This window comes from Prochlorococcus marinus XMU1402 (assembly GCF_017696205.1).
In the GTDB taxonomy this organism is placed as follows: domain Bacteria; phylum Cyanobacteriota; class Cyanobacteriia; order PCC-6307; family Cyanobiaceae; genus Prochlorococcus_A; species Prochlorococcus_A marinus_AC.
The window spans coordinates 400,469-424,151 of the sequence record NZ_JAAORD010000001.1 but is presented as its reverse complement, the minus strand read 5'-3'; the positions used below and the strand labels follow the sequence as shown (position 1 = coordinate 424,151).

At 31.5% G+C, this 23,683-nt stretch carries 27 protein-coding genes; 9 read left to right on the top strand and 18 right to left on the bottom strand.

The features are described 5' to 3' along the window. Window positions 1–107 precede the first annotated feature (107 nt). From HA141_RS02395 to HA141_RS02370, 6 genes are all read right to left on the bottom strand, one after another. Window positions 108–287 (bottom strand): hypothetical protein, encoded by a 180-nt coding sequence (locus tag HA141_RS02395; protein ID WP_209116560.1) that lies wholly within the window; start codon window positions 285–287, stop codon window positions 108–110. Between the two features lie 105 nt (window positions 288–392). After that, window positions 393–1,883 (bottom strand): cryptochrome/photolyase family protein, encoded by a 1,491-nt coding sequence (locus HA141_RS02390; protein ID WP_209116558.1) that lies wholly within the window; start codon window positions 1,881–1,883, stop codon window positions 393–395. Next, window positions 1,880–2,011 (bottom strand): DUF2256 domain-containing protein, encoded by a 132-nt coding sequence (locus HA141_RS02385; protein ID WP_075536945.1) that lies wholly within the window; start codon window positions 2,009–2,011, stop codon window positions 1,880–1,882. The genes HA141_RS02390 and HA141_RS02385 overlap by 4 nt, the downstream gene beginning before the upstream one ends. Window positions 2,012–2,014: 3 nt before the next feature. Further along, window positions 2,015–2,251, bottom strand: a complete 237-nt coding sequence (locus HA141_RS02380; RefSeq protein ID WP_209116556.1) for a TIGR03643 family protein — start codon at window positions 2,249–2,251, stop codon at window positions 2,015–2,017. A gap of 2 nt (window positions 2,252–2,253) precedes the next feature. Then, window positions 2,254–2,646, bottom strand: a complete 393-nt coding sequence (locus HA141_RS02375) for a thiol-disulfide oxidoreductase DCC family protein (RefSeq protein WP_209116554.1) — start codon at window positions 2,644–2,646, stop codon at window positions 2,254–2,256. 176 nt (window positions 2,647–2,822) lie between these two features. Beyond that, entirely contained in the window at window positions 2,823–3,026 is a 204-nt protein-coding gene (locus HA141_RS02370; protein WP_209116552.1) for a hypothetical protein, read from the bottom strand. Between the two features lie 96 nt (window positions 3,027–3,122). Here HA141_RS02370 and trmH point away from each other — a divergent pair, with 96 nt between their 5' ends. Beyond that, on the top strand, window positions 3,123–3,794 hold the full coding sequence (gene trmH, locus HA141_RS02365; protein ID WP_209116550.1) for a tRNA (guanosine(18)-2'-O)-methyltransferase TrmH: 672 nt from the start codon (window positions 3,123–3,125) through the stop codon (window positions 3,792–3,794). Window positions 3,795–3,796: 2 nt separating this feature from the next. On the opposite strand, the gene HA141_RS02360 is transcribed toward trmH, so the two are convergent. The 3 genes from HA141_RS02360 to HA141_RS02350 all read right to left on the bottom strand — a co-directional run bounded on the left by HA141_RS02360 (window position 3,797) and on the right by HA141_RS02350 (window position 8,080). After that, window positions 3,797–4,552, bottom strand: a complete 756-nt coding sequence (locus HA141_RS02360; protein WP_012007248.1) for an ABC transporter permease — start codon at window positions 4,550–4,552, stop codon at window positions 3,797–3,799. Between the two features lie 168 nt (window positions 4,553–4,720). Continuing rightward, complete coding sequence (gene lepA / locus HA141_RS02355) at window positions 4,721–6,529, bottom strand: translation elongation factor 4 (protein ID WP_209116547.1); 1,809 nt, start codon at window positions 6,527–6,529, stop codon at window positions 4,721–4,723. Window positions 6,530–6,583: 54 nt separating this feature from the next. Further along, window positions 6,584–8,080, bottom strand: coding sequence for a malate:quinone oxidoreductase (locus HA141_RS02350; protein WP_209116545.1), 1,497 nt, complete (start codon window positions 8,078–8,080; stop codon window positions 6,584–6,586). A 70-nt stretch (window positions 8,081–8,150) separates the two neighbouring features. Here HA141_RS02350 and HA141_RS02345 point away from each other — a divergent pair, with 70 nt between their 5' ends. Beyond that, window positions 8,151–8,396 carry a NifU family protein gene (locus tag HA141_RS02345; RefSeq protein WP_209116543.1) on the top strand — a complete coding sequence of 82 codons (246 nt, stop codon included), beginning with the start codon at window positions 8,151–8,153 and terminating at the stop codon, window positions 8,394–8,396. A 22-nt stretch (window positions 8,397–8,418) separates the two neighbouring features. Here the strand turns inward: HA141_RS02345 and HA141_RS02340 are convergent, their stop codons facing one another. Beyond that, window positions 8,419–8,676, bottom strand: a complete 258-nt coding sequence (locus HA141_RS02340; protein ID WP_032524133.1) for a hypothetical protein — start codon at window positions 8,674–8,676, stop codon at window positions 8,419–8,421. Between the two features lie 255 nt (window positions 8,677–8,931). On the opposite strand from HA141_RS02340, the gene HA141_RS02335 reads away from it, so the two are divergent. From HA141_RS02335 to HA141_RS02325, 3 genes are all read left to right on the top strand, one after another. Beyond that, window positions 8,932–9,105, top strand: coding sequence for a DUF4278 domain-containing protein (locus HA141_RS02335; RefSeq protein ID WP_209117892.1), 174 nt, complete (start codon window positions 8,932–8,934; stop codon window positions 9,103–9,105). Window positions 9,106–9,182: 77 nt separating this feature from the next. Beyond that, window positions 9,183–9,977 carry a methyltransferase domain-containing protein gene (locus HA141_RS02330; RefSeq protein WP_209116541.1) on the top strand — a complete coding sequence of 265 codons (795 nt, stop codon included), beginning with the start codon at window positions 9,183–9,185 and terminating at the stop codon, window positions 9,975–9,977. A gap of 36 nt (window positions 9,978–10,013) precedes the next feature. Next, window positions 10,014–11,195: an aminotransferase class V-fold PLP-dependent enzyme gene (locus HA141_RS02325; protein WP_209116539.1), complete on the top strand. Its 1,182-nt coding sequence runs from the start codon at window positions 10,014–10,016 to the stop codon at window positions 11,193–11,195. Here HA141_RS02325 and HA141_RS02320 read toward each other — a convergent pair. From HA141_RS02320 to yidD, 4 genes are all read right to left on the bottom strand, one after another. Continuing rightward, the gene (locus HA141_RS02320) at window positions 11,178–11,882 is read right to left on the bottom strand and encodes an SDR family NAD(P)-dependent oxidoreductase (RefSeq protein WP_209116537.1); all 705 of its coding nucleotides are present in this window, start codon (window positions 11,880–11,882) and stop codon (window positions 11,178–11,180) included. The genes HA141_RS02325 and HA141_RS02320 overlap by 18 nt on opposite strands. Before the next feature lie 81 nt (window positions 11,883–11,963). Then, on the bottom strand, window positions 11,964–13,499 hold the full coding sequence (locus HA141_RS02315; protein ID WP_209116535.1) for a UDP-N-acetylmuramoyl-L-alanyl-D-glutamate--2,6-diaminopimelate ligase: 1,536 nt from the start codon (window positions 13,497–13,499) through the stop codon (window positions 11,964–11,966). Between the two features lie 8 nt (window positions 13,500–13,507). Next, entirely contained in the window at window positions 13,508–13,810 is a 303-nt protein-coding gene (locus tag HA141_RS02310; protein ID WP_025955258.1) for a glutaredoxin family protein, read from the bottom strand. 4 nt (window positions 13,811–13,814) lie between these two features. Further along, the gene (gene yidD, locus HA141_RS02305) at window positions 13,815–14,051 is read right to left on the bottom strand and encodes a membrane protein insertion efficiency factor YidD (protein ID WP_209116533.1); all 237 of its coding nucleotides are present in this window, start codon (window positions 14,049–14,051) and stop codon (window positions 13,815–13,817) included. A 94-nt stretch (window positions 14,052–14,145) separates the two neighbouring features. Between yidD and rpsD the strand changes: the two genes are divergently transcribed. The 4 genes from rpsD (at window position 14,146) to cysK (ending at window position 18,537) form a co-directional block, all read left to right on the top strand. Beyond that, on the top strand, window positions 14,146–14,754 hold the full coding sequence (gene rpsD / locus HA141_RS02300; RefSeq protein WP_209116531.1) for a 30S ribosomal protein S4: 609 nt from the start codon (window positions 14,146–14,148) through the stop codon (window positions 14,752–14,754). Between the two features lie 75 nt (window positions 14,755–14,829). Further along, window positions 14,830–15,993 carry a trans-sulfuration enzyme family protein gene (locus HA141_RS02295; protein ID WP_209116529.1) on the top strand — a complete coding sequence of 388 codons (1,164 nt, stop codon included), beginning with the start codon at window positions 14,830–14,832 and terminating at the stop codon, window positions 15,991–15,993. Window positions 15,994–15,996: 3 nt separating this feature from the next. Continuing rightward, window positions 15,997–17,466 (top strand): PLP-dependent transferase, encoded by a 1,470-nt coding sequence (locus HA141_RS02290; protein WP_209116527.1) that lies wholly within the window; start codon window positions 15,997–15,999, stop codon window positions 17,464–17,466. A gap of 84 nt (window positions 17,467–17,550) precedes the next feature. After that, window positions 17,551–18,537, top strand: a complete 987-nt coding sequence (gene cysK / locus HA141_RS02285) for a cysteine synthase A (RefSeq protein WP_002805805.1) — start codon at window positions 17,551–17,553, stop codon at window positions 18,535–18,537. Window positions 18,538–18,539: 2 nt separating this feature from the next. On the opposite strand, the gene queA is transcribed toward cysK, so the two are convergent. From queA to HA141_RS02265, 4 genes are all read right to left on the bottom strand, one after another. After that, the gene (gene queA / locus HA141_RS02280) at window positions 18,540–19,664 is read right to left on the bottom strand and encodes a tRNA preQ1(34) S-adenosylmethionine ribosyltransferase-isomerase QueA (RefSeq protein WP_209116525.1); all 1,125 of its coding nucleotides are present in this window, start codon (window positions 19,662–19,664) and stop codon (window positions 18,540–18,542) included. Window positions 19,665–19,670: 6 nt separating this feature from the next. Beyond that, window positions 19,671–21,038 (bottom strand): dihydrolipoamide acetyltransferase family protein, encoded by a 1,368-nt coding sequence (locus tag HA141_RS02275; RefSeq protein WP_209116522.1) that lies wholly within the window; start codon window positions 21,036–21,038, stop codon window positions 19,671–19,673. Window positions 21,039–21,257: 219 nt separating this feature from the next. After that, window positions 21,258–21,701, bottom strand: coding sequence for a YlqD family protein (locus HA141_RS02270; protein WP_025880659.1), 444 nt, complete (start codon window positions 21,699–21,701; stop codon window positions 21,258–21,260). 38 nt (window positions 21,702–21,739) lie between these two features. Further along, the gene (locus HA141_RS02265; RefSeq protein ID WP_209116521.1) at window positions 21,740–23,683 is read right to left on the bottom strand and encodes an AMP-binding protein; all 1,944 of its coding nucleotides are present in this window, start codon (window positions 23,681–23,683) and stop codon (window positions 21,740–21,742) included.

Genomic DNA, 23,683 nt, shown 5'->3' with positions numbered 1-23,683 from the left:
GTGTTAGATTAAATCCTAAAAAAAGAAAGATATTTAAAGAATGAATTCTTTCGCGAAAAAATAATTTTTTCTCTTTTTGATACTTCATTAATAAAATAAAAAATTAATCACGAATTTAAACGGCAACCTATATTTATAGAACCTGAATCAAGCATTCTACCTAACTTAATAGCTACAGATTCCTCTAACCTTGTGAAATCAGATTGATGGGTAGTTATCCAATCTAATTCGGGAAAAGTGATAATACCAGTCAAAGTACTTTTCAAAAAAAGTGATCCAATTTCCATTAGGAGTATTTTGTTTTATTTAAACTAACATTGATCTGTAATATTTCGTAATAATATAATATTATTTTAATTTTTCAAAAACAAATGTAGGTTATTACTTTTGATTTATCGAATATCTCTTAAAAATCTATCGGCCGTTTTTAAGTGATTATTTAATTTTTCCTCTGACATTTTATCAAGGTTTTTCGTTAACATTGCCAGACGATATTGCTTTCTAAAAAAGCTTTCATTATCTTTAATAAATTTCCAAAATAAGCCATCCCATATTTCACACCATGGGCCACTTTTAAAATTAGACATTTTTTTTACATAATTAGAACTTGATATATATGGCTTTGTTGAAAAGATTCCTCCATCACTAAACTGACTCATTCCGTAAACATTTGGGACCATAACCCAATCATAGGAATCAATAAACATTTCCATAAACCATTTATAAACTTGGTTGGGGTGAATTCTACATAGAAGCATAAAGTTGCCCAAAATCATTAGCCGCTCAATATGATGACAATAACCAAATTTAATAATATTTTTTATAACAACGTCTACTGGTTCAATTCCTGTATTTCCTTGATAAAAAGATTTTGGAATTGGCTTATCTTCAAAATTCCAGAAATTACTATTTCGCATTTTTGTTCCATACTTCTTATAAACAAGGCAAATAAATTCTCTCCATCCAATAATTTGACGAATAAAACCCTCTAAAGAGTTAATTGGAACATTATTATTTTTGGCAAAAAGTAATGCTTTATTTACTACTTCATTTGGCGTTAGTAAGCCACTATTTAAAAGAGGAGAAAGTAAACTATGCCATAAAAAAGAATTTTCTTTAGAAATAGCATCTTCATAATCTCCAAACAAGAAAAATTTATGTATAAAAAAATCATTTAACCATTGATCTGCCTCATCAAAATTAGTTGGATATAAAAAGTTATTACTTTCTCCAATAAAATCAACATCTAAATTGGCCAATACCTTTTCGGCATGAATTACAAATTTATTTTTTGGTAATTTAGGCGTATTAGGGATGCTGATTTTTTTGGGTAATTTTTTTCTATTCATCTCATCGAAACTCCATTTACCGCCTTCAGGTGTGTCATCCGAATTAACTAATATCTTTTGGCTCTTTCTTTGATTTTCATAAAATCTCCCCATAAGAGGTTTTTTTGTATTTGATTCAAATAACTCTTTTAAATTTTCACTGCTCATAAACATAGGAGAAGGCAAAATATTTAAAGCCAAATTATTACTTTCAACAAAATTATTAATCCTCTTCATTATTAAAAAATCATGAGGGTCAATGAGATTTATTTTCTGATATTTATTTTTAATAAATTCCGATAAGTACTCAACTGTAGAAACATTATTCTTGTTTTCGATATATAACACTTTAAAGCCAGATATTTCTAAATAATTTTTATAAGCGAGCATAGATGCTCTATGAAAAACTAACTTGTTTTTATGGTTAATTAATTTATGAAATTTATCATTTCCAAAAAATAATGAGTCTTCCAAAATCAAAACTTCACAATTTATTTTTAAGATTGGGCTTTCTCTAAAAAGTTGATTCGGGAAAATAATTGATACTTGTTTCATCTTTGCGACTTCCTAATACTGCATCTTTTTGAACAGTAGATAACATCATCCCAACAGTTTTTCCATTTTTTACGCCACTCGAACGGCCTATTGCAAACAGGACAAGTTTTAGTAGAAAGATTTTTCAAAATTTATAATTTTCTTTTATGAGTAGATTTAAATCTAGTTGAATCTTTAAGCGCCATATGTTTTGTATTTCTTCCCGAAACTCTCTTTCTCCAGACTTTGAAGGATTTGGGTTTAAGATTTTGACGCATAATTTTTATCGCATCTTCCTCTTTCAAACCAAATTGATACTTGATAGCTTCAAAGGGTGTTCTATCTTCCCAACACATCTCTATTATTCTGTCTATATCGATACTTTCCATATTTATTGTTCACATTGAGAGGTACAAAGTTTTTCAATATCTGATCTACCTGTAATTTGAAGTCTATATTTTGCCCAATATCTGTAAACCAGTCTCAATAATGGAGACAAGAGCTTAATCTTCAAGGGGTAATAAACCCAACCTAAACCAACTAATTCATAAGAATATGCAAGTACATCTAGTCCCCTAATAATTTCTCCATTTTCCATAATCCCATGTAGGTTTGACATGGCTTCTGAATATGAGATGTCATTAAAAAGACTTTGATCATAATCATTACTATTAATATCTATAAATACAATTTGATTTAAGATGTCTCTTTTTTTTAAAAAATTTGTTTCTCTCAAACAAAGTGGACAGCCACCATCGAATAAAAAGATTAATTTATTTTTCATATTTTTATACAAATATAGAATTTAAATAACTTTTTTGTGGAATAAAAAATTTTTATAGGTTACAAGCTTTATAAAGCCTTTATAATTGAGAGTTCTAATTTGGTGAAATTATATTATCTTATAAATTAATAAGCCATTGATTAAGGGATACATCAATGGTTTAAAACTATTTATCATCAGTCATCTAAAAGATGAACTCCTTCTCCTACGTCAGGAGTAAATTTACAATATTTTTCAAAAATAAGTCCAACACCTCTCATTTTTTCTCCTAATTCATCGTTAAATTTATTCCATTCCTCCGATTCACGCTCAGGTAAATGCCACCCTTGTTTTTCTACCATACTTGTTATTACTGTATAGTCCCATTCTATGTATGCCATTGAGTTAATTCAAACTACCAAAATATTATAAACCAAGAGATTTAATAGGTAATCAATATTTTTTGAATATAATTTAAAAGTGTGAAAAAATTATAAATGTCAATTTTGCCAAGAAGATTTGAACGAATCAAAAGTGTTTTAGATTGCAGAATGAAAAACTTGACTGTTCTAGTTGAGGATGTCAATAAACCACATAATTTATCTGCGATATTAAGGACATGTGATGCGGCAGGAGTTTTCGAAGCAAATTTTATTAGCAAAATGAATGCCGTTAAGACTTTTAATAGTACTGCTCAAGGAAGTCAAAAATGGGTAAAACTAAATAATCATAAAAACACTATCAAGGCAATATCTGATTTAAAGAATAAGGGTTTTAAATTATATGGAACAACTCTTAATAGTGAATCAGTAGATTATAGAAATTTTGATTATTCTCAAAATACATGTTTTGTTTTAGGTGCAGAAAAATGGGGACTAAGTGATGAACTTATATCAATGGTTGATCAATCAATTTTTATACCTATGAGAGGTATGGTTCAATCCCTAAATGTTTCAGTTGCTGCTTCCATATTATTATTTGAAGCTATTCGCCAAAGAAAAAATAAAGGTATATTGCCCGCTAATGGAGAAGGTTTAAATACAGATGAATATCAAAAAACACTTTTTGAATGGTGTTACCCAGAATTAGCTGAGGTGTATAAAAAATCAGCTAAAGAATATCCAAAGTTGAATGATCTAGGAGAACTTGATCCTATTACAGATAACTAAATTTATTCAGAATTTTGACTATCAAAAATTTCTTCAAGATCCTCTCCTATAAAAGAAAGACCTAAAACTAAAAAAAACATTGCCAAACCTGGGAACAAAGCCGTCCACCAGATACCTGTAGGTAAAGCGGCAAGAGCCAGATTTAAATCACTTCCCCATTCTGGGACATCTGCAGGAACACCAAGGCCTAAAAATCCTAAACTTCCTAATACCAAAACAGCATCTGCAGCATTTAGGGTAAGCAGAATAGGTAATGGTGTTATTACATTTGGGAGAATATATTTAAAAATAATTTTTTTAACATCAGCTCCTGCAACTTGAGCTGCCTCCACATAAGTTTCGGATTTAACCAATATTGTCTGATTTCTGATTAATCTAAAATATTGAGGAGAGTAAACAATACACAATGCCAAAGCCGCGTTAAGGATACCTTTACCCAATACAAAAGCCACAACAACTGAAAGCAAAATTACAGGTATTGAAAAAATAGTATCCATTATTAGTGATAAGCATTTATCAAAAAAACCCCCAAAATATCCGCTTAATAATCCCAATGGCAAACCCAAACTTAATGAAAAAAGAATAGCTAAGAATACAACTTCTATCGCTAATGATGATCCTTGCAAAGTTCTTAAGCAAACATCTCTTCCTAATCTATCTGTGCCACAAAAATGATTAAGAGAAGGAGGGGCAAAGATATCATTGCTTAACATTGAAAATGAATAGCCAAAAAAATTATTGGCCTCTAAGAATTTCATTATTAAAACAACAAGAAGATAAAAAAGTACAATTAAAAATCCAGCTTTTCTGATATTTGCGCCGACACGATTAAATGAGTTAATATCCAAAATCTTTTTTTACAGATATAAATGAAATATACCAATTCTTTTAAAAATAAATAGCTATAAATTTTAAATTAAAAGAAATTACTGGTTTAATTTCAAGACTGCCATAAAAGCTTCTTGAGGGACTTCAACTTTACCCATTGCCTTCATCCTCTTTTTACCTTTGGCTTGTTTCTTTAAAAGTTTCTTTTTCCTAGAAATATCCCCTCCATAACATTTAGATAAAACATCTTTTCGCAAAGCACTGATACTTTCACTTGCAATAATCCTGCTACCGATTGATGCTTGAATAGGTATTTTAAATTGTTGTTTTGGAATAAGTTCTTTTAATTTCTCAACTAAACTTCTGCCAATTCCATAAGCCTTATCTTTATGAACAATAGAAGTTAATGGATCTGCTCTTTCTGAATTTATTAGAACATCTAATCTAACAAGGTCATTTTTTCTATAGCCAATCAAATGATATTCCATTGATGCATAACCTTGGGTTCTACTTTTCATTTGATCAAAGAAATCTGTAACAACTTCTGCTAATGGAATTTCATAAATCAAGGTAACTCTATCTGTTGTTATGTATTTCATATCTATAAATACTCCCCTTCTTTCTTGACATAAACCCATTAATGTTCCATTAAATTCATTGGGAGCATAAATTTCCATTTTCACATAAGGCTCTTCTATTGATTCTCTAAGTTGTGGATCAGGAATTGTAGAAGGATTATCAATAAAGATATGTTCCTGCTGATTTAAATTAACTTTATAAATAACTGATGGTGCCGTTACTATCAGATCCAAGTCATATTCTCTTTCTAATCTTTCTTGAACAATCTCCATATGAAGAAGTCCTAGGAATCCGCACCTAAATCCGAAGCCCATTGCGCTACTAGTTTCGGGCTCATATTTTAAAGCTGCATCAGATAATTGTAATTTTTCGAGTGATACTCTTAAATCTGGGAATTGATCAGCATCAGTCGGGAATAAGCCACAAAAAACCATAGGATTTGCTGTCTTGTATCCAGGCAAAGGATCATTGGCAGGTGAATTTAAAAGAGTAATCGTATCTCCCACTCTCGCATCAGCAACTGATTTTATAGAAGCAGCTAAATAACCAACTTCCCCTGCATGTAATTCATCAACTTGCTGCTGATCAGGCGCCATTATTCCTATCTCATCTAGTTCATAATTTTTCTTACTTGCCATTAATAATATTTTTTCTCTCTTATTAAGAGACCCGGATATCACCCTGAAATAAACTATAACTCCCCTGTACGGATCATAGTAAGAATCAAAAATCAGTGCCTTAGTAGGTAGTTTAATTTCATCTTGAGGAGGAGGTACTCTTCTAACGATTGATTCCAAAATATCTTTAATACCAACTCCAGTTTTTGCTGAACAATTTATTGCATTAGATGTATCAAGTCCGATAATTTCCTCTATTTCTTGTTTTATTTTTTCAGCATCAGCCCCTGGTAAATCAACTTTATTTAAAACAGGAATTATTTCAAGATTATTTTCTAAGGCAAGATAAACATTAGCCAAGGTTTGAGCTTCTACTCCTTGACTTGCATCAACAACAAGTAAGGCGCCTTCGCAAGCTTGAAGAGATCTACTAACCTCATAAGAGAAATCAACATGCCCTGGGGTATCTATTAAGTTCAAAACATATTCTTGGGAATCGTCAGCTTTATATTTCATTCTAGCGGCCTGTAACTTGATAGTAATTCCTCTCTCTCTTTCAAGATCCATACTGTCCAAAAATTGTTCTTGCATATCCCTTTGCTGCACAGTACCAGTATCTTGAAGCAACCTATCTGCAAGGGTAGATTTACCATGGTCAATATGAGCGATTATGCAGAAATTCCTAATTTTTGAAACCGATATATCAGTCATATAGAAAGAAAATTCTCCTCTTATTACATCTTGATTAATACTAGCTAATTAGAATTATGGATGGAAACCAAAAATGGAATTATTTCTTTTTTTAATTTCTTTTATGAAGGTACTGTAATTTTCAGAGACTAATAGTTCTGGATAAATTAAGTCATTTATTTTTTTTTGGAGATTATGCTTATCGTTTAAAAATAAAACAGATTTTTCTAGAACTTCAACCATAATTGAAACCGCAGTACTTGCTCCTGGAGAGGCTCCCAACAAAGCAGATAATGATCCATCAGATGAATTTACAATCTCAGTTCCAAATTTCAAAGAACCACCACCTTCAGTTTTTTTAATTATTTGGACTCTTTGACCAGCATTCTTTAAATACCAATCAGAAGGATTAGCTGATGGCATCATATTCTTTAAATTCTCAACTCTTGAGTTATGGTTCTTTAATGATTGTGATATTAGGTAATTAATTAAATCGTTGTTCTTAAAACCAACGTCTAACATAGAAAAAATATTATTCTTTTTAATTGAACTAAATAAGTCAAAGTATGAACTTTGTTTTAGAAATTTCGTTGTAAATCCAGCAAAAGGTCCATATAAAAGAAGTTTTTTATTATCAATCCATCTGGTGTCTAAATGAGGCACAGACATTGGTGGCGATCCAATATCAGCTTTACCATAAACTTTTGAGTTATGTTTTTCTGTTAGATCTTTTTTCTCGCAAATAAGCCATTTCCCACTAACAGGAAATCCACCATAACTTTTTGCTTCTGGAATTTTTGATTTTTGTAAATAATTAATTGTTTTTCCACCAGCACCAAGAAAAACGTAGCCAGTTCTAATTGAAGTTTTTCTACCTTCAGAACTGATTTCTAGTTCCCAATGTTTTTTATCAATTTTCTTTAAATCTACTAATTCTGTTTTGTATCTAATTTCAACATTTTTGTTTAAAGAAACTAATGACAAATACTCTTTGGTTAAAGCCTCAAAATTGATATCAGTTCCTCTACCTATTCTGGTAGCAGCAATTTGAGTAGATGGATTTCTATCTTTTGTTATTAAAGGAGCCCATGATGAAATTTCATCAAAAGATGTAGAAAATTCCATATCGATAAATTCAGGATTTTCGTTCATTTTCTGAAATCTTTTTTTTAAAAAAGAAATATTATCCTGACCAGAAACAAAGCTAATATGAGGAATAAATTTTAGAAACTTCTTAATATCAATCTTCCCTGCTTCATACAATGAGGCCCATAAAGACATGGATGTTTCAAAAGAACGATTTATTGAGAGCGCTTTATCTATTTTTAGATTTCCTTTTTCATCTAAAGGGGTATAGTTTAATTCGCAATTAGCCGCATGTCCTGTACCTGCATTATTAAAAGCACCAGTACTTTCACTTCCTGGAGCATTTAATTTTTCTATAATAAGAAATTTTATATCTGGTAAAACTTCTGAAATTATGAGGGCTAAAGTACTACTCATTATCCCTGCTCCTACTAAGACTGCATCAAAGTAGCTATTGTCATTAGTGGGATTTTTAGATGAAGTCACAACAGAAAATTATCTTTTTTGCAATTAATCAGATTTCTTTCTAGGCTTATTATAAAGTTAATCCAAAATTATGAGTACTGAAACACTCTCTCTGACAAACCAAAATGTAGAAAAAGTCCTTGACGAGCTAAGACCTTTTTTAATTTCTGATGGAGGTAATGTTGAGATTGCAGAAATAGATGGTCCAATTGTCAAAGTCAGACTTCAAGGAGCATGTGGTAGTTGCCCAAGTAGCACTATGACTCTCAAAATGGGTATTGAAAGAAAGTTAAAAGAAATGATTCCTGAAATAAGCGAAGTTGTCCAGGTTTTATAAAAATTTTTAACTGAAATATATATTATTTAGCTTTTAATTCTTTCAACAAAGATGATTCCATATCAAGGCAATCAATTGGAAGTCCTTGACCAATAGCGATTAAAAGAGGTGCAAGAATTCCTAAAGTAAAAACTAAATTTGATTGGCTTACATCATATTTACTCAAAGTAAAAGTTATCAAATAAATAATTGAAAAATAAGCATGTAGTGAAAAAAATTCTTTTGGCTTTAACACTGGCCACCTTAAAGTATTTCCCAAGAAATATAAAAAACCTGTCATAAATAAATAGTTACATGAAGATTAAACCAAATATAAACATAAACCTTTTTAGAGACTATTTATAAAAAAATTTACCTAAGATAATAATTAAAAAAACATTAAATCTTCGTTTCTATTTGTAAAAGCTAGACATGCAGCTAAAAATACGTTTATAATTATTTGGTAGCAATTGCTACTTTTTCGTTCACCCTCATTTGAGGGCGCAGTTCGAGTCATACCATGGAACGGGGGATGGCCGTGTTGTCACATCGAAACATGACTACTTTAACTTACAGAGGTAAAAACTACGTTCAAAACAAAGAAGCTGCTAAAAAGCAACTTGTTGAACTTACCTACAGAAGAAACGTATACACCAATAGAATGGCTGACGCTTCTTCAAGTAATGAAAAAGCAGAATTAAATTACAGAGGTGTTAATTACACTAAATAATTTAATTAAACAAGTTAAAAGCCCCTTTTCAAGGGCTTTTTTTTTGGGCTATATTTATCAAAAGTCCTTTAAAAAATATGTCTGAAAGTTGCTGTAATACAAACACATCTAATAAAGCATCTAATCAATTCAATCATAAAGATGCGATTCAAGAAAGATATGGTTCAGCCGCACTAGAAAAAGAAAGTTGTCTTTGTACACCAGTTGGTTTTAATCCCGTTTTACTTGAAGCAATTCCTCAAGAGGTTATAGAAAGAGACTATGGATGTGGGGATCCAACAAAATATGTTCAAAAAAACGATACAGTCTTAGATCTTGGAAGTGGTAGCGGCAAAAATGCTTTTATTTGTGCCCAAATTGTTGGAAAAGAAGGGAAAGTTATTGGAGTTGATCAGAATCCTGATATGCTTTCTTTATCTAGATCAGCCTCTAAAGAAGTTACAAAAAATATAGGTTTCAACAATACAGAATTTCTAGAAGGTTCAATTGAAAAACTTGATGAATTAGATAAAGATTTAAGTCCATTAATCGCCGACAAATCAGTTGATATTATTTTAAGTAATTGCGTTTTAAACTTGGTAAGTCCAGAGTCTAGAAATAACCTTCTAAGAAATATAAAAAGAGTTTTAAACGATAATGGAAGAATTGCAATTAGCGATATTGTCTCTAACAAAAAAGTTCCTTTAAGATTGCAAAATGATCATGATCTGTGGACAGGATGTATTAGTGGAGCATGGTATGAACCTGACTTTATAAGTGACTTTAAAGAACTAGGATTTAAAAATTTAGAATTTGCAGAAAGGAGTGCTGAACCTTGGAAAGTAATTGAGGATATAGAATTTAGAACAGTAACTTTAGTAGGCAATATTTAAAAAATTCAAGAGTTTAAAAATATAACTTAAATTTCCATGAGAAATAATCTAAGAGATCAAATACCAGCATTAAAAAATAAGTATTATTTCAACTATGGAGGTCAAGGACCATTACCAAAATCTTCTTTAGAAGCCATAGTTAAAACGTGGGAAATTATCCAAGATTTAGGACCATTTACTAATGATATGTGGCCTTTTATTTACAAAGAAATATTTACCACAAAAAGGATCATTGCACAAAAATTAGGTGTAAATTCAAAGAATGTAGCTTTAACCGAGAATATCTCTTCCGGTATGATTTTGCCCTTTTGGGGAATAAAAGTAGAAGAGGGAGAAGAGCTGTTAATAAGTGACTGTGAACATCCTGGAGTAGTGGCTGCAAGTCGAGAATTTTGTAGAAGAAATAAATTAATATTCAAAATTTTGCCGATCCAAAAACTTAAAAATCTAAACGACGAAAATATAATTTTAGAGATTTTGAAACATCTGAATAGTAAGACTAAGATACTAATTATTTCTCATATCTTATGGAACTTTGGATATAAAATTCCTTTAAAACAAATTTCTATCGAATTAAAAAATAATCGAGCAGATTCTTATTTACTTGTTGATGGTGCTCAAACCTTTGGGCACATAAATATTGAAAAAGAAGTTTTTTATTCTGATTTATATTCAATAACTTCTCATAAATGGGCATGTGGACCAGAAGGACTTGGAGCCATTTATGTCTCAGATAGATTTATTCATGAAACAGATCCAACAATAATTGGTTGGAAATCATTAAAAAAAGAACAAGGCATTTATGAGCCTTCAGATAATCTTTTTCATGATGATGCAAGGAAGTTTGAAGTAGCTACATCTTGCATTCCTTTACTTGCAGGGCTTCGTAATTCTATAGATCTTTTGGATAAAGACTGCCATGAAAAAGAAAAAAGCGAACATATCAAAAGATTAAGTAAGAAACTTTGGGATGAATTAAATCAATTAAAGGGTGTTGAATTAGTTTTAGAAAAAAAGTACTTAAATGGGATAGTTAGTTTTAATATCGAAAATATTAAAGATAAGGATAAATTTGTAAATAAACTTGGAGAAAAGAAAATTTGGATTAGAGTTTTAGAAGATCCAAAATGGTTTAGAGCATGCGTACATCAAATGACTACAAAAGCTGAGATTAATTTACTTTCTGAAGAAATTAAAAAATTACCAGGGTATTTCTGAGCTATCCCAAGCAATAAATTTTCCAGTAGATTCTGGGGATTGATTTTTAATAATATTGATCAAAAATTGGGAGGATTTTTCTTTACTAAATAATTTATGTTCTGGAACAAATTTATGAAAAGGTCTAGATAAATCAGTATCTACTGTTCCTGGATGAAGCAATGTGATAGTAGCCTTTGGGAAACGTCTAGCCCATTCAATACTTAAAGATTTAAAAAACTGATTTTGCGCAGATTTTGCAGCTCTATATGAATACCAACCTCCAGTTTGATTATCTCCAATGCTACCAACTCTTGCACTTATACTTGCAAAATTAAAATCCAAATCTTTTGGTATAAATTCTTCAATCGCTTTAGCTAATAAAATAGGAGAAAAGGCGTTTATTGAAAAACTTTCCATCATATTTTTTTTATCAAGATGTTGTAATCTTTTTTCTGGTTGAAGAGAATCACTATGAAGTCTACCTGTAGCATTAACAACTAGCCTTAATTTTGAAGGCTGATTTGATATTTTATTTTTCAACTGCAAAAGGGATTGAGAATCCTCTATATCTAATTCCCAAAAAGAATTAAATTCACTTTTTCTTCCGCACAAAACAACTTCTAAATCTTTTTCACTTTCACTCAGATCTTTAGCTATTTGGGTTCCAATTCCACCTGCGCCTACAACTAAGGCTAAGCCTTTCATTTTATTAAAAATAACTCAATCAATTCTAAGAAACTTTTCTTGTGATATGCGTAAATATCTTTCTTATTTGATTAGGAAATTTTATTGAGATTTTCTTTTTTCTTTTAATAATTTATAAGCTATTTTTCTATCATCAAAATTAATAACTTTATCATTGAGAATTTGGTAGTCTTCATGTCCTTTTCCTGCAATTAAAACAATATCTTCTTTATTGGCAAATTCAATAGATTTATTTATTGCTTTAAATCTATCAATCTCAATTGTTATTTTTTCTCTTTTTTTTATACCCATCAAAATATCATTTACTATCTTTTGTGGTTCTTCTGATCTTGGATTATCTGAAGTTATAAAAAGTTGATCAGAAAACTCTTCAGCTATTGATCCCATTAAAGGCCTTTTACCAAGATCTCGATCTCCTCCACAGCCAAAAACAGTAATGAGTTTTCCCTTACAAAGTTTTTTAATTGATTGCAAAACTTTTTTCAATCCATCAGGCGTGTGGGCATAATCAACAATTACTGTTGGAAGTGATCTAGAAACGTCATCATTATCAATTTCTATTTTATCCATTCGCCCTGGAGCGCCAGGGAAAGATCGTATTAACTTTGATAGATCTTTTAAAGAAAAATTAAGTTTATACAAAATTGTTATTGCTTGAATCGCATTCATTAAATTAAATTCTCCAACAAGTGGAACAAAAAGTTGAATTTTTTCCTTGGGTGTATGAAAAATGCAGGTTGAGCCAGTTTCAGTAAATTTTTTATCTGTTACGAAAAAAAAATCATGATTTTTAAATTCACTTTCAGTAATCTTTGTAGACACTAATGAAGATCTTTTTTCAAGATCAGACGATAATTTAGATATCCAAGGGTCATCGTGATTTAATACAGAAATTCCATCCTTTTCTATTAAATAAGGTGGGAAAAACAATTTTCTTTTTGTTTGAAAATAAGATTCCATATCTGAGTGATAATCAAGATGATCTTGAGTTAAATTAGTAAAAATAGCCGCCTCAAATTCGCATCCTGATATCCTCTTTTGAGCAATAGAATGAGAACTTACCTCTAATATCGCGAATTCAGATTCTGCCTCAACAGCAGCATTTAATTTCTTTTGAAGTTTATCGGCGAAATCAGTTGTATGAGAAGCCACTTCTGAGAAGCCAGGCCATCTATTAAACAAGGTCCCAAATAATGCAGTCTTTTTCCCTAATTTTTTTAAAAGATATTCCAATAAGAAAGTAATTGTCGTTTTTCCATTTGTACCAGTAACACCAATAAGTTTAAGTTTTCTTGAGGGCCTATTCCAAAACTCAGCGACAATTTGACCAAAAATATAATCTAAATTATCCTCTATAACCAAAATCCTTTCTCGATCAATAGATCCAATTTTCTCTTTTGCAGCAGACCCAATAATGGCAGCCTCTGCACCATTTTCAATTGCCTCAATACAATATTTTCCTCCATCAACATTTAAACCAGGCATACCTAAAAATAAAGTTCCTTTTTGTACTTCTTTAGAGTTAAAAGAAATATTATTTATTTCATGATCGATTAAATCTAATGAAGGAATAATTCCTACCAAATCTAAAAGTTTATGTAATTTTATAGATCTCATATGAAAAATTATTTCTCCAGAATGGTACTAATATTTTTTTGAAACCAATTCTTTAATTGATCATCTTTTAATCTTGGAGAAATGCGAGGCAATTCTATAATCTCCTCGGACCTAATTCCTTCAACAGCAATAACAGGTACTTCATAATCATATTTTTTATATTTATCTTTATATAAATCGACCCTATCAATATCAATTTCTTTAAGCTCCTCCAGGTTAGGGAATAACTCATTAAGATTTATTTTTGCCAGTTTATTTTTTAATGAATCACAAAGGCAACATCCCTGCCTAACAAAAATAAATATTTTCATTCATTTAGTCAGGCACAGGGTCACATCCACAGGGAGTTAAAGGATGACATCTGCTTAATCTTCTTAAAGTTAACCACCCTCCCTTCCAAGGACCATGTCTAGTAATTGCCTCATATCCATAAGAGCTGCAACTTGGAATAAATCTACATCTTGGTCCGAACAAAGGAGAAAACCACTTTTGATAGAACGAAATCATAAAAAGAAGTATAGAAGTAATTGATTTATTAATAGTTTTGAACACTTTAATGATGTAAAATAATATTTCAGTAGTAATTAGTTTAATTGAATTTAATCAATTATCCAACTTATTGCAAATTTCTATTTAATTTAAAATTATGTCAAGATACCGCGGCCCCAGATTAAGGGTTACGCGTCGCTTGGGAGAACTACCAGGTCTCACCAGGAAAGCTTCAAAGAAGTCTAACCCTCCAGGTCAGCACGGCCAAGCCCGTCGCAAGCGATCAGAATATGCTATTCGTCTAGAAGAAAAGCAGAAACTTAGGTTTAATTATGGAGTTTCTGAAAAACAACTAGTTCGTTATGTAAAAAAAGCTAGAGCTCAAGAAGGATCTACAGGAACTAACCTACTAAGACTTTTAGAAAACAGACTTGATAATGTTTGTTTTAGATTTGGTTTTGGAGGTACCATTCCAGGCTCAAGACAATTAGTAAATCATGGCCATGTAACCGTTAATGGAAAGGTTCTTGATATTGCTGGTTATCAATGCAAATCAGGCGATGTAATCGGAATTAAAGAAAACAAAGCAAGCAAAAAACTTGTAGAAGGTAATATAGAATTCCCTGGTTTAGCAAATGTCCCACCTCATCTTGATTTAGACAAACCTAAATTAACGGGGAAAATAAATGGGAAATGCGATAGAGAGTGGGTGGCTCTTGAAATAAACGAACTACTAGTTGTTGAATATTATTCAAGAAAAGTTTAATACTACTTTTCTTTGGATTATTAAATCTCTCATTAAAAAAATGAGGGTTTAATTTAATTCTTATTTTTAAAAATAATGGGAAATAAGGAAAATAATATAAAAAAACCAGGTTTTAAGACCTTATCTATTCACCATGGAGAAACATTTGCAGAAAAAACCGGATGCGTAATGCCTCCTATTTTTTCTACATCTACTTTCAAACATGGAAATAAAGATAATTTCGACTACACAAGATCAGGTAATCCAAACTTTAGAATTCTAGAAAGCGTCCTTAAATCAATAGAAGATTCAAAATACTGTACAGTTTTCGGATCTGGAATTAGCGCGGTAACTGCAATTTCATCAACACTAAAATCAGGTGACAAGATTCTCTGCGAGTCAAATCTCTATGGTTGTACGGTGAGGATGTTCGAAAAAGTTTTCAAGAAATTTGGACTAGAAGTTTTATACACAGATTTTACAAACGAAAATAATATCAAAAAGATTTCATACTTCGAGCCAACCTTGATATGGCTAGAAAGTCCAACTAATCCACTTTTGAAGGTACTTGATATTAAGGCGATTTGTGATGAAGCGAATAAACTCGAAATACCAGTAGTTGTAGACAACACATTTTCTACAGCGCTTATTCAAAAACCATTGGACCTTGGTGCAACACTATCGGTTGTGAGCACCACAAAATTCATTAATGGACATAGTGACGCACTTGGCGGAGCAGTACTAACAAATAATGAGGAATGGAATAGTAAGATGCTTTTCTCTCAAAAAGCTCTCGGGCTTCAACCATCTCCTTTTGATAGTTGGCTCATTACGAGAGGAGTAAAAACTCTTCCTTTAAGAATCGAACAACAAACTAAAAGTGCAGAATTTATATCTGAAGAATTAGTTAATCATAAAATAATTAGTAAAGTAATTTACCCTTTTAATCAAGAACATCTCCAATTTAATTTAGCAAAATCGCAAATGAAATCTGGAGGTTCAATGATCACCCTAAAATTAAATTTAAATAAAGAGGATACTTTTAAATTTTGCAAATCTCTCAAATATTTCTCTCTAGCAGAAAGCCTTGGAGGAGTTGAAAGTTTAATTTGTCACCCTGCAACGATGACTCATGCTTCTGTTGATGACAAAACAAAAAATCTACTAGGGATAGATGATGCTCTTGTCAGATTATCAATTGGATGTGAAGATACAAACGATTTAATCTCGGACATTTTATTTGCTTTAAATAAATTCTGAAAATTGAGAGATTTACTTAAAAAACCTATATGGAAAAATTTAGAGTTGGGATATGCAATCCCTGATAGTATTCATGCCGTTTCTGTAGCATTACCAACTTGGAATGATGTAATAAATTACGAGGAAAAAGATCAAGAATGCATGAATTTATTGAAGTCCATTTACCCACGATTCGGGCTAAACCCCATAGTGAAAAGATTATGCGAAAAAGTAAAAGAGCAAAATTACTACAACAATAAAAGTATCTGGCCATATCCGAATGAAAGCATGGCTTTTAAAGCTAAAAAATACATTGATAGAAATACTTCTGAACAATTCTCGTTAATAGAAAAAAGAAATAATTTAGCTTTCTTAATAACTGAAAAAGAAGGAAGTATTTATGCAAAATATTTTTGGCAACATACTGGCCTTGGTCTATCTTCAAGAGCTGCCGCTATAGAACTAGGTCTTGAAGATTGCCCTCCAAAATCTTACGTAAATGAATGTTCTCAAAGAATAAAAAATAGAATTTCTAAATCTACAAAAATTGACTCTAATGATATTCACTTAACTTCATCTGGAATGTCTGCATTGTATACATCATTAGAAATCATATATAAATTATTTCCAGCTAAACCAACACTCCAAGTTGGTTTTCCATATGTAGATGTACTTAAATTACCAATGAAAATCTTTCACGGAGCAAAGTTAATTACAGAAGAAAATTGCGCGGATATTGAATTAGAAATCAAAAGAATAAATCCATCAGCATTAATTATTGAACTTCCAAGTAATCCAATGCTCAAATGTGTAAACATTAAAAAAATTTCAAAAATTGCAAAAAAGCTAAATATTCCGTTAATTGTTGACGATACAATTGGTTCGAATTTAAATATAAATTCCATAGAACATGCAGATATAGTTTTTACTTCACTTACAAAAATTTTTTCAGGTAGTGGTGATATTCTTGCCGGATCATTAATAGTAAATCCAAAAAGCAAATGGATTGATCAGTTTAGAAATGCATTAAACGAGATTAATATTCCAATACTTTCCGATGGAGATATAGTTTATCTAGAGAAAGTTAGTAGAGATGTAAATCAAAGAGTTTTTGAACAAAATAAAGCATGTTTAGAATTAAAAAAAAGATTAGAGACTCATAGCGAGATTAAAAATATTTTCCATCCTGAAAATTGTCCAAATTTTAATTCTTTACTTACTTCTAATGGGGGATACGGCTGCTTATTATCGTTTGAATTAAATGGAGGATTGAACAAAGCTAAAAAATTTTATGATTCTCTAAAAGTATCTAAAGGACCTAGTTTAGGTACAAAATTTACTCTAGTTTGTCCTTATGTTTTACTAGCTCATTATGACGAGTTGGATTGGGCTGAAAGTTTTGGTATTCCCTCGCACCTTATTAGAGTATCAGTTGGATTAGAAGACCAAGATAAATTATGGAAAACCTTTTCTGAAGCACTAAATAATTTCTAAATTCCTAGTATTTACCGAATAGAAACTTATATACTCTTTTTCTGAATAATAGTTAGTATTAATATATATTTTCTCAATATATAAATGGCAAAAATTTATGAGGACAATAGTTTTGCTATTGGAAACACTCCATTAGTAAAATTAAAATCAGTTACTAAAAACGCGAAAGCTACAGTACTTGCAAAAATTGAAGGTAGAAACCCTGCTTATAGTGTCAAATGTAGGATCGGCGCAAACATGATCTGGGATGCCGAGAAAAGTGGGAAACTTACAAAAGACAAAACTATTGTTGAGCCAACTTCTGGAAATACAGGAATTGCTTTAGCTTTTACTGCTTCAGCAAGAGGTTATAAACTGATCCTTACAATGCCAGAATCCATGTCAATTGAAAGAAGAAGGGTTATGGCAGTGTTGGGGGCTGAAATTGTTTTAACAGAGGCATCTAAAGGTATGCCTGGAGCAATAGCTAAGGCTAAAGAAATTGCAGAAAGTAATCCTTCTCAATATTTCATGCCAGGTCAATTTGATAATCCAGCAAACCCTGAAATTCATTTCAAAACTACTGGACCAGAAATCTGGGATGATTGCGATGGTGAAATTGATGTCCTAGTTGCAGGAGTTGGAACTGGCGGCACAATTACAGGAGTTTCAAGATACATTAAGCAAGAGAAAGGCAAGAATATTACTTCTGTAGCTGTAGAACCATCACACAGTCCTGTTATTACACAGACAATGAATGGAGAAGAGGTTAAATCCGGACCACATAAAATCCAAGGAATTGGAGCAGGATTTATTCCTAAGAACCTTGACTTATCAATTGTTGATAAGGTCGAACAAGTAACAAATGACGAATCAATTGAGATGGCTCTTAGGTTAGCTAAAGAGGAAGGTCTATTAGTAGGAATATCTTGTGGGGCTGCCGCTGCTGCTGCTGTTAGATTAGCTGAACAAGATGAATATGCTGGGAAGACAATTGTAGTTGTTCTACCTGATTTAGCAGAGAGGTATTTATCATCAATTATGTTTACTGAAGTTCCAAGCGGAATCATTCAAGAACCAGTCAAAGCCTAAATCTATTTTTTCTCCAGTAGTGAATCTGGTGAAATATACATCGCATCGCCATAAGAGAAGAATCTAAATTTTTCTTTTATGGCTTTTTTATATAGATCTAATAATCTTTCTCTACCAATCATTGCACTTACTAAAAGTAATAATGAACTTTTAGGGAGATGAAAATTAGTTAATAATCCATCAACTACCTTAAATTTATAACCTGGCTTAATTACTAAATCTACGTATTTAGCTATGGGAATAAAGTCATTAATTTCCTGAGAATAACAACTTTCAAGAGCTCTTACGCTAGTTGTACCAATAGCAATTATTTTTCTATCTGTTTTCTTTATTCTTTTTATTTCCTCCACTACTTCCTTATTAACACTTACCCATTCTTTGTGAAGTTTTAAGTTACTTAAATCTTCTTGATCAATTGGTTTGAATGTTCCATAACCCACGTGCAAAGTTATCGGTAAGATTATTACGCCTTTTTTTTTTAGATTGGAAATAAGACTTTTGCTTAAGTGTAAACCAGCTGTTGGTGCAGCAACTGCCCCCGGATTTGTTGCATACTCAGTTTGGTAACTTTTCTCATGAAAAGATTCTTCTTCGGAATTTTTTATATAAGGAGGAAGAGGGATTTCCCCGTATTTATCAAGAAGTTCATTCATTGAATTGAGACAAGTTATATTTTCCGGAAATTTAATAAATCTCCCTCCAGTTTCTTCATCAACTCCATCAACAATCAAATTAATATCTTGTGCTAATAGAGATTTTAATTTTAATTTTCTATTTATTTTTAACTTTTTTGCTGGCTTTGCCAAACATAACCAAATACATTCATGGGATCTTTCTAAAACTAATAATTCTACTAATGTCTTATTTTCTAATTCAACCTTTAACCTAGCTTTCATAACTTTAGTATTATTTACAATTACAAGATCCCCTTCTCTAAATTCATCTAAAAGATTCTTGGTAAATTTATTAGTTAAACAGTCTTCTTCTAAAAAACTATTTCTAACTATCATCAATCTTGATTCATGCCTAATTGCAGAAGGTTTACTAGCAATTAATGAAGGATCAAGTAAATAATCATAAGCTTCAAGCTTATAATCTCTTTCTTCATTATTAATTTGAGAAATCAATTAAATTTAGGAGACAAGAGTCTCTGGCTTATCTTCAATTAGGGAAGCCAAGTCTTTTAAGAATGAAGCTCCATCAGCTCCATAGATCACTCTATGATCAGCTGTTAGATTTACTTGCATTATTTTTTTAACAGATATTGAACCATCACTATTAGCAACAACGGTTGGTTTCGATGATGCTATGGCTAAAATAGCACCGGTACCTGGAGGAAGAATTGCGTCAAATCTATCAACTCCAAACATCCCAAGGTTAGATAAAGTGAAGGTTCCCGTTGAGTATTCATCAGGTTCTAATTGTTTTGATCTTGATCTTTTTACGAGATCTTTCCATTCCCTAGACAATTCAAATAAATCAGTATTGCATGGTTCTTTTAAAACTGGAGTTATTAGTCCACCATCTTCCATAGCAACAGCAACAGCAATATTTATATTTTCTGGATAAGAAATTCCATTCTCTGAAAAACTTGAGTTAACTTGAGGATGTTTCTTTAGTGTCTTTGCAACTGCCTTTACTAGTAAAGCAGTCATAGTAACTCCGTTCTGTTTAACTTTTTTGTAGAAATTATCTAATTTATCTGTGTTAATGGAATAACCCACCCTAAAACATGGCACATCTAAACTAGATTCCATATTTTTATTTACCGCTTTTTGTAGAGTATTAAATTGAACTGTTTCTCCGGGATTACCAAAACTATTTCCTGAAGTTTCTGGTTTCATTTCAACTCCCAAATTTGCACCAGGTATACTTGAAGGAGAACCACCTTCACCTATCCATGGTATAGAGACTGGTTGGCCATTAGCTTTTAAAATATCATCGGCTTGAATCCTTCCGTGAGGTCCGGATCCATGAACTTTTGCTAAATCAACACCCATTTGAGAAGCAAGTTTTTTAGCTCTTGGAGATGCAATCACCCTCGAAGAAACATTACTAGTAGCAGCATTTATTTGATCACTATTTAAAGATGGGGCTGCCTTTTCACTCATTAATACGACTTCTTTTTCTTGTTTTTCAACAATTTCACTTTGAACCACAGGTTTTTCTTCTGTTTTATGGCTTACCAATTCAAGTTGATCCGAACTAGAAACTTCGGGTTGATTTCCTTTATTTTGTTCTTGAACAGAAGCTATCTCATCCTCATTTTCTACAATAAGACCGATAGTCTCTCCTACTGGTGCAGTGCTGCCAGCAGGCATTAAAACAGCCGCAAGATATCCATCTTGAAAAGATTCAACATCCATATCTGCCTTGTCAGATTCAACAACCAAGACAGATTCACCTCTTTCAACTTTATCTCCTGGATTTTTCAACCATTCCACAATCTTGCCCTCCGTCATAGTAGAACTCAAGGCAGGCATGAATATTTCGTGAGACATAAGAAAATTGTTATTGCATAAGTTTCAAGGGATTTCTACCAAACTTCCTAAAGTTTTTATGGTTAAGAACCCTTTAAACTCTTGTTTTAATTATACGAAATCATGTTCACAGTGGGAACTCTTAAAACTTAAGAAAGTAATAATTTAGATCCATTAGAATTTAAAACTTTTTCTAAATGAAGATTTACTCATATTTATCAAAAATACTAAATCTTCTCTTTAATTATTATCTATAGATTGAATAACTCCATCCTTAACCGTAATCGATACTTGCATTTTTTCGATAAGATTGTCTCCCACAGTGACATCACAGAAACTATCCACTTGCCCTTGATCAACAATTTCGTCCATTTTTAATTCGCGAACTTGACTCTGTTGTTGAAGAAGATTTCTTTTTTGTTCTTCAATTTCATTTCGTTTTGCTGCGACTTGTTGTTGCACCTGACTAACCTGTTCTTGAACCCTTGGATCTAGGGGATTAACCGATTGGGATCTAATATTATTTACTATTTGCTGCCCCTCTTGCTCCAGTTGCGATAATTGCTGATCAATGTTTGAAATTGCTTTACTTAATTCTTTTTCAGCATCTTCCTTCCAAGTTGGTGTAACTACAGCTTTAATAGCTATTGAGCGCTTTATAGATATTGAGTTTTTTGTTTCCATAAAAAATTAAATTACCTTTTTAATATAGATAGAACAAATCAAATTTTCTTACTAAATTTGTTTTCATACATATTTTCTATTTGTAATGAATACTTTTTTTCTATTTCTTTTCTTTTTTGTTTAAGAGTTTGTGTTAATAACCCATTTTCTAGAGTAAAAGCATCAACAAAATAACAATCTAATATTTGTTCTTCTGATCTTGCTCCTAATCGACTTTTAAGCAAATTATTAATTTGTGATTTGAAAAATGTACCAATTTTCTCATTAAGGTTTAATTTTGAAAGGTCTTCTTCCAAAAACTTGCTTTTAACCAATTCGACATTAGGAACTACAAGGGCTGTTAAACATTTCTTATCTTGTCCTACTAATTGAATCTGATTAATAAATTCAGAACTAAGAATTTCAGTCTCTAACGGATTGGGTTCTATATTTTCACCACTTGATAGCACTATTGTATCCTTGGCTCTTCCTGTTATAAAGAGAGAACCATTTGGTATTAGAAAACCTAAATCACCAGTATCAAACCAACCATCCTTGGATAAAACATCATTTGTAGCTATTTCATTATTAAGATAACCTTTCATTACTTGCGGCCCCCTAACAAGAATTTTCCCGACTTCTCTGAACTTCAGAATCTTTTTTTTATCATCATTCACTATTTTGATTTCAGTAAATGAAAGAGGCTGCCCAGATGATCCTCTAACATTTAATTCTCTTCTCCTACAAGTTAATACTGGACTAGTTTCTGTGAGTCCATATCCCACCAAAACATCTACACCTAAAGATTCAAAAAAAAGATCTACATGTTCTGGCAATGCACCTCCACCATTAATGGGAAATTTCAGTTTTTCTCCGCATAGTTGTCTAAGAATATTCGGCCATAAAAAAATAGTAGACAATTTATGTAAAGGATATCGGCTAATAACAGAACCCATTAAGGGGATTTTTGATTTAAAAGTTATTTGATTTATATCTATATTTCTTATCTTTCTAAGACTTCTTTTGAAAACCGAACTATTACTTATCAAAAACTTAATAAGTTTTTGCTTTTTGGAAGGCATTTTTTTCAAAGCCTGAAAAAAACCATCATGTATTGCTTCCCATAGTCTCGGTACAGTAGCCATGACAACAGGTTTTATTTGTGTAATATCATCTTTAAGAAATTTTGGAATTGTATAGTATTGAGAACAACCGCATGAAAAAAAGAAGTATTCAGCACTTCTCTCATAAGAATGCCAGATAGGCAAAACGCTTAATACAGAGGTCCCTGGTTCTGGATCAGCGATGTAGGCTAAATTGATTATTTGATGTAAAAAATTTGCATGAGTCAAAGGTACACCTTTAGGTTTTCCGGTCGTCCCAGAAGTGTAAAGAATAGTAGCGACGTCATCAATTTCTGGATTAAATTTTTCAAGATTATTATTTTGTGAATTTTCTTTTTTTACTGAACTTATGAATGTACTCCAACTTATTAAACTTTCAAATTGTTCATCTTCTAAATTGATTATAAATTTCAGTCTTTTTTTTAATTCTTCTTTGTTGTTTAACTTTAGCCAAATTTCCTTAGATTGAACTATTAGTCCTACTGAATTAGAGTGCCCAATAATATAGTCTAATTCTACTGAAGGAGAATTAATACCTCTCACTGCATTTATAGCTCCTAAACGCATTAAGCCTTGATCTACTGCTAGCCATCTTGGAGAATTTTCAGATATTACAGTAACTACATCCCCCTTTTTTAAACCATAATTTTCGAAAGAAAAAGAGACTTTTGTTATTAAATCAGCCAGCTCAGAATAAGAAAATTTTTCTTTGTATTTCCCTCTTAAATCGCAAACAGCTAAAGTATCACGACATTTAAATTTTAATTTTTCCCAAATTTGATCTATATGATCAAGGTTCTTAATAAAATCTCTATTTTTGGCAAATGTATCTTTTTTAGAAAGAGGTTTAGCTGCAGGCCAATACGCTAGATCACCCAT

Bases quoted from the DNA above. Each gene is read 5' to 3' on its own strand.
- HA141_RS02395 (WP_209116560.1), bottom strand. From the start codon at position 287: ATGGAAATTGGATCACTTTTTTTGAAAAGTACTTTGACTGGTATTATC.
- HA141_RS02390 (WP_209116558.1), bottom strand. From the start codon at position 1,883: ATGAAACAAGTATCAATTATTTTCCCGAATCAACTTTTTAGAGAAAGC.
- HA141_RS02380 (WP_209116556.1), bottom strand. From the start codon at position 2,251: ATGGAAAGTATCGATATAGACAGAATAATAGAGATGTGTTGGGAAGAT.
- HA141_RS02375 (WP_209116554.1), bottom strand. From the start codon at position 2,646: ATGAAAAATAAATTAATCTTTTTATTCGATGGTGGCTGTCCACTTTGT.
- HA141_RS02370 (WP_209116552.1), bottom strand. From the start codon at position 3,026: ATGGCATACATAGAATGGGACTATACAGTAATAACAAGTATGGTAGAA.
- trmH (WP_209116550.1), top strand. From the start codon at position 3,123: ATGTCAATTTTGCCAAGAAGATTTGAACGAATCAAAAGTGTTTTAGAT.
- HA141_RS02360 (WP_012007248.1), bottom strand. From the start codon at position 4,552: ATGAAATTCTTAGAGGCCAATAATTTTTTTGGCTATTCATTTTCAATG.
- lepA (WP_209116547.1), bottom strand. From the start codon at position 6,529: ATGACTGATATATCGGTTTCAAAAATTAGGAATTTCTGCATAATCGCT.
- HA141_RS02345 (WP_209116543.1), top strand. From the start codon at position 8,151: ATGAGTACTGAAACACTCTCTCTGACAAACCAAAATGTAGAAAAAGTC.
- HA141_RS02340 (WP_032524133.1), bottom strand. From the start codon at position 8,676: ATGACAGGTTTTTTATATTTCTTGGGAAATACTTTAAGGTGGCCAGTG.
- HA141_RS02335 (WP_209117892.1), top strand. From the start codon at position 8,932: ATGACTACTTTAACTTACAGAGGTAAAAACTACGTTCAAAACAAAGAA.
- HA141_RS02330 (WP_209116541.1), top strand. From the start codon at position 9,183: ATGTCTGAAAGTTGCTGTAATACAAACACATCTAATAAAGCATCTAAT.
- HA141_RS02325 (WP_209116539.1), top strand. From the start codon at position 10,014: ATGAGAAATAATCTAAGAGATCAAATACCAGCATTAAAAAATAAGTAT.
- HA141_RS02320 (WP_209116537.1), bottom strand. From the start codon at position 11,882: ATGAAAGGCTTAGCCTTAGTTGTAGGCGCAGGTGGAATTGGAACCCAA.
- HA141_RS02315 (WP_209116535.1), bottom strand. From the start codon at position 13,499: ATGAGATCTATAAAATTACATAAACTTTTAGATTTGGTAGGAATTATT.
- HA141_RS02310 (WP_025955258.1), bottom strand. From the start codon at position 13,810: ATGAAAATATTTATTTTTGTTAGGCAGGGATGTTGCCTTTGTGATTCA.
- rpsD (WP_209116531.1), top strand. From the start codon at position 14,146: ATGTCAAGATACCGCGGCCCCAGATTAAGGGTTACGCGTCGCTTGGGA.
- HA141_RS02295 (WP_209116529.1), top strand. From the start codon at position 14,830: ATGGGAAATAAGGAAAATAATATAAAAAAACCAGGTTTTAAGACCTTA.
- cysK (WP_002805805.1), top strand. From the start codon at position 17,551: ATGGCAAAAATTTATGAGGACAATAGTTTTGCTATTGGAAACACTCCA.
- HA141_RS02275 (WP_209116522.1), bottom strand. From the start codon at position 21,038: ATGTCTCACGAAATATTCATGCCTGCCTTGAGTTCTACTATGACGGAG.
- HA141_RS02270 (WP_025880659.1), bottom strand. From the start codon at position 21,701: ATGGAAACAAAAAACTCAATATCTATAAAGCGCTCAATAGCTATTAAA.
- HA141_RS02265 (WP_209116521.1), bottom strand. From the start codon at position 23,683: ATGGGTGATCTAGCGTATTGGCCTGCAGCTAAACCTCTTTCTAAAAAA.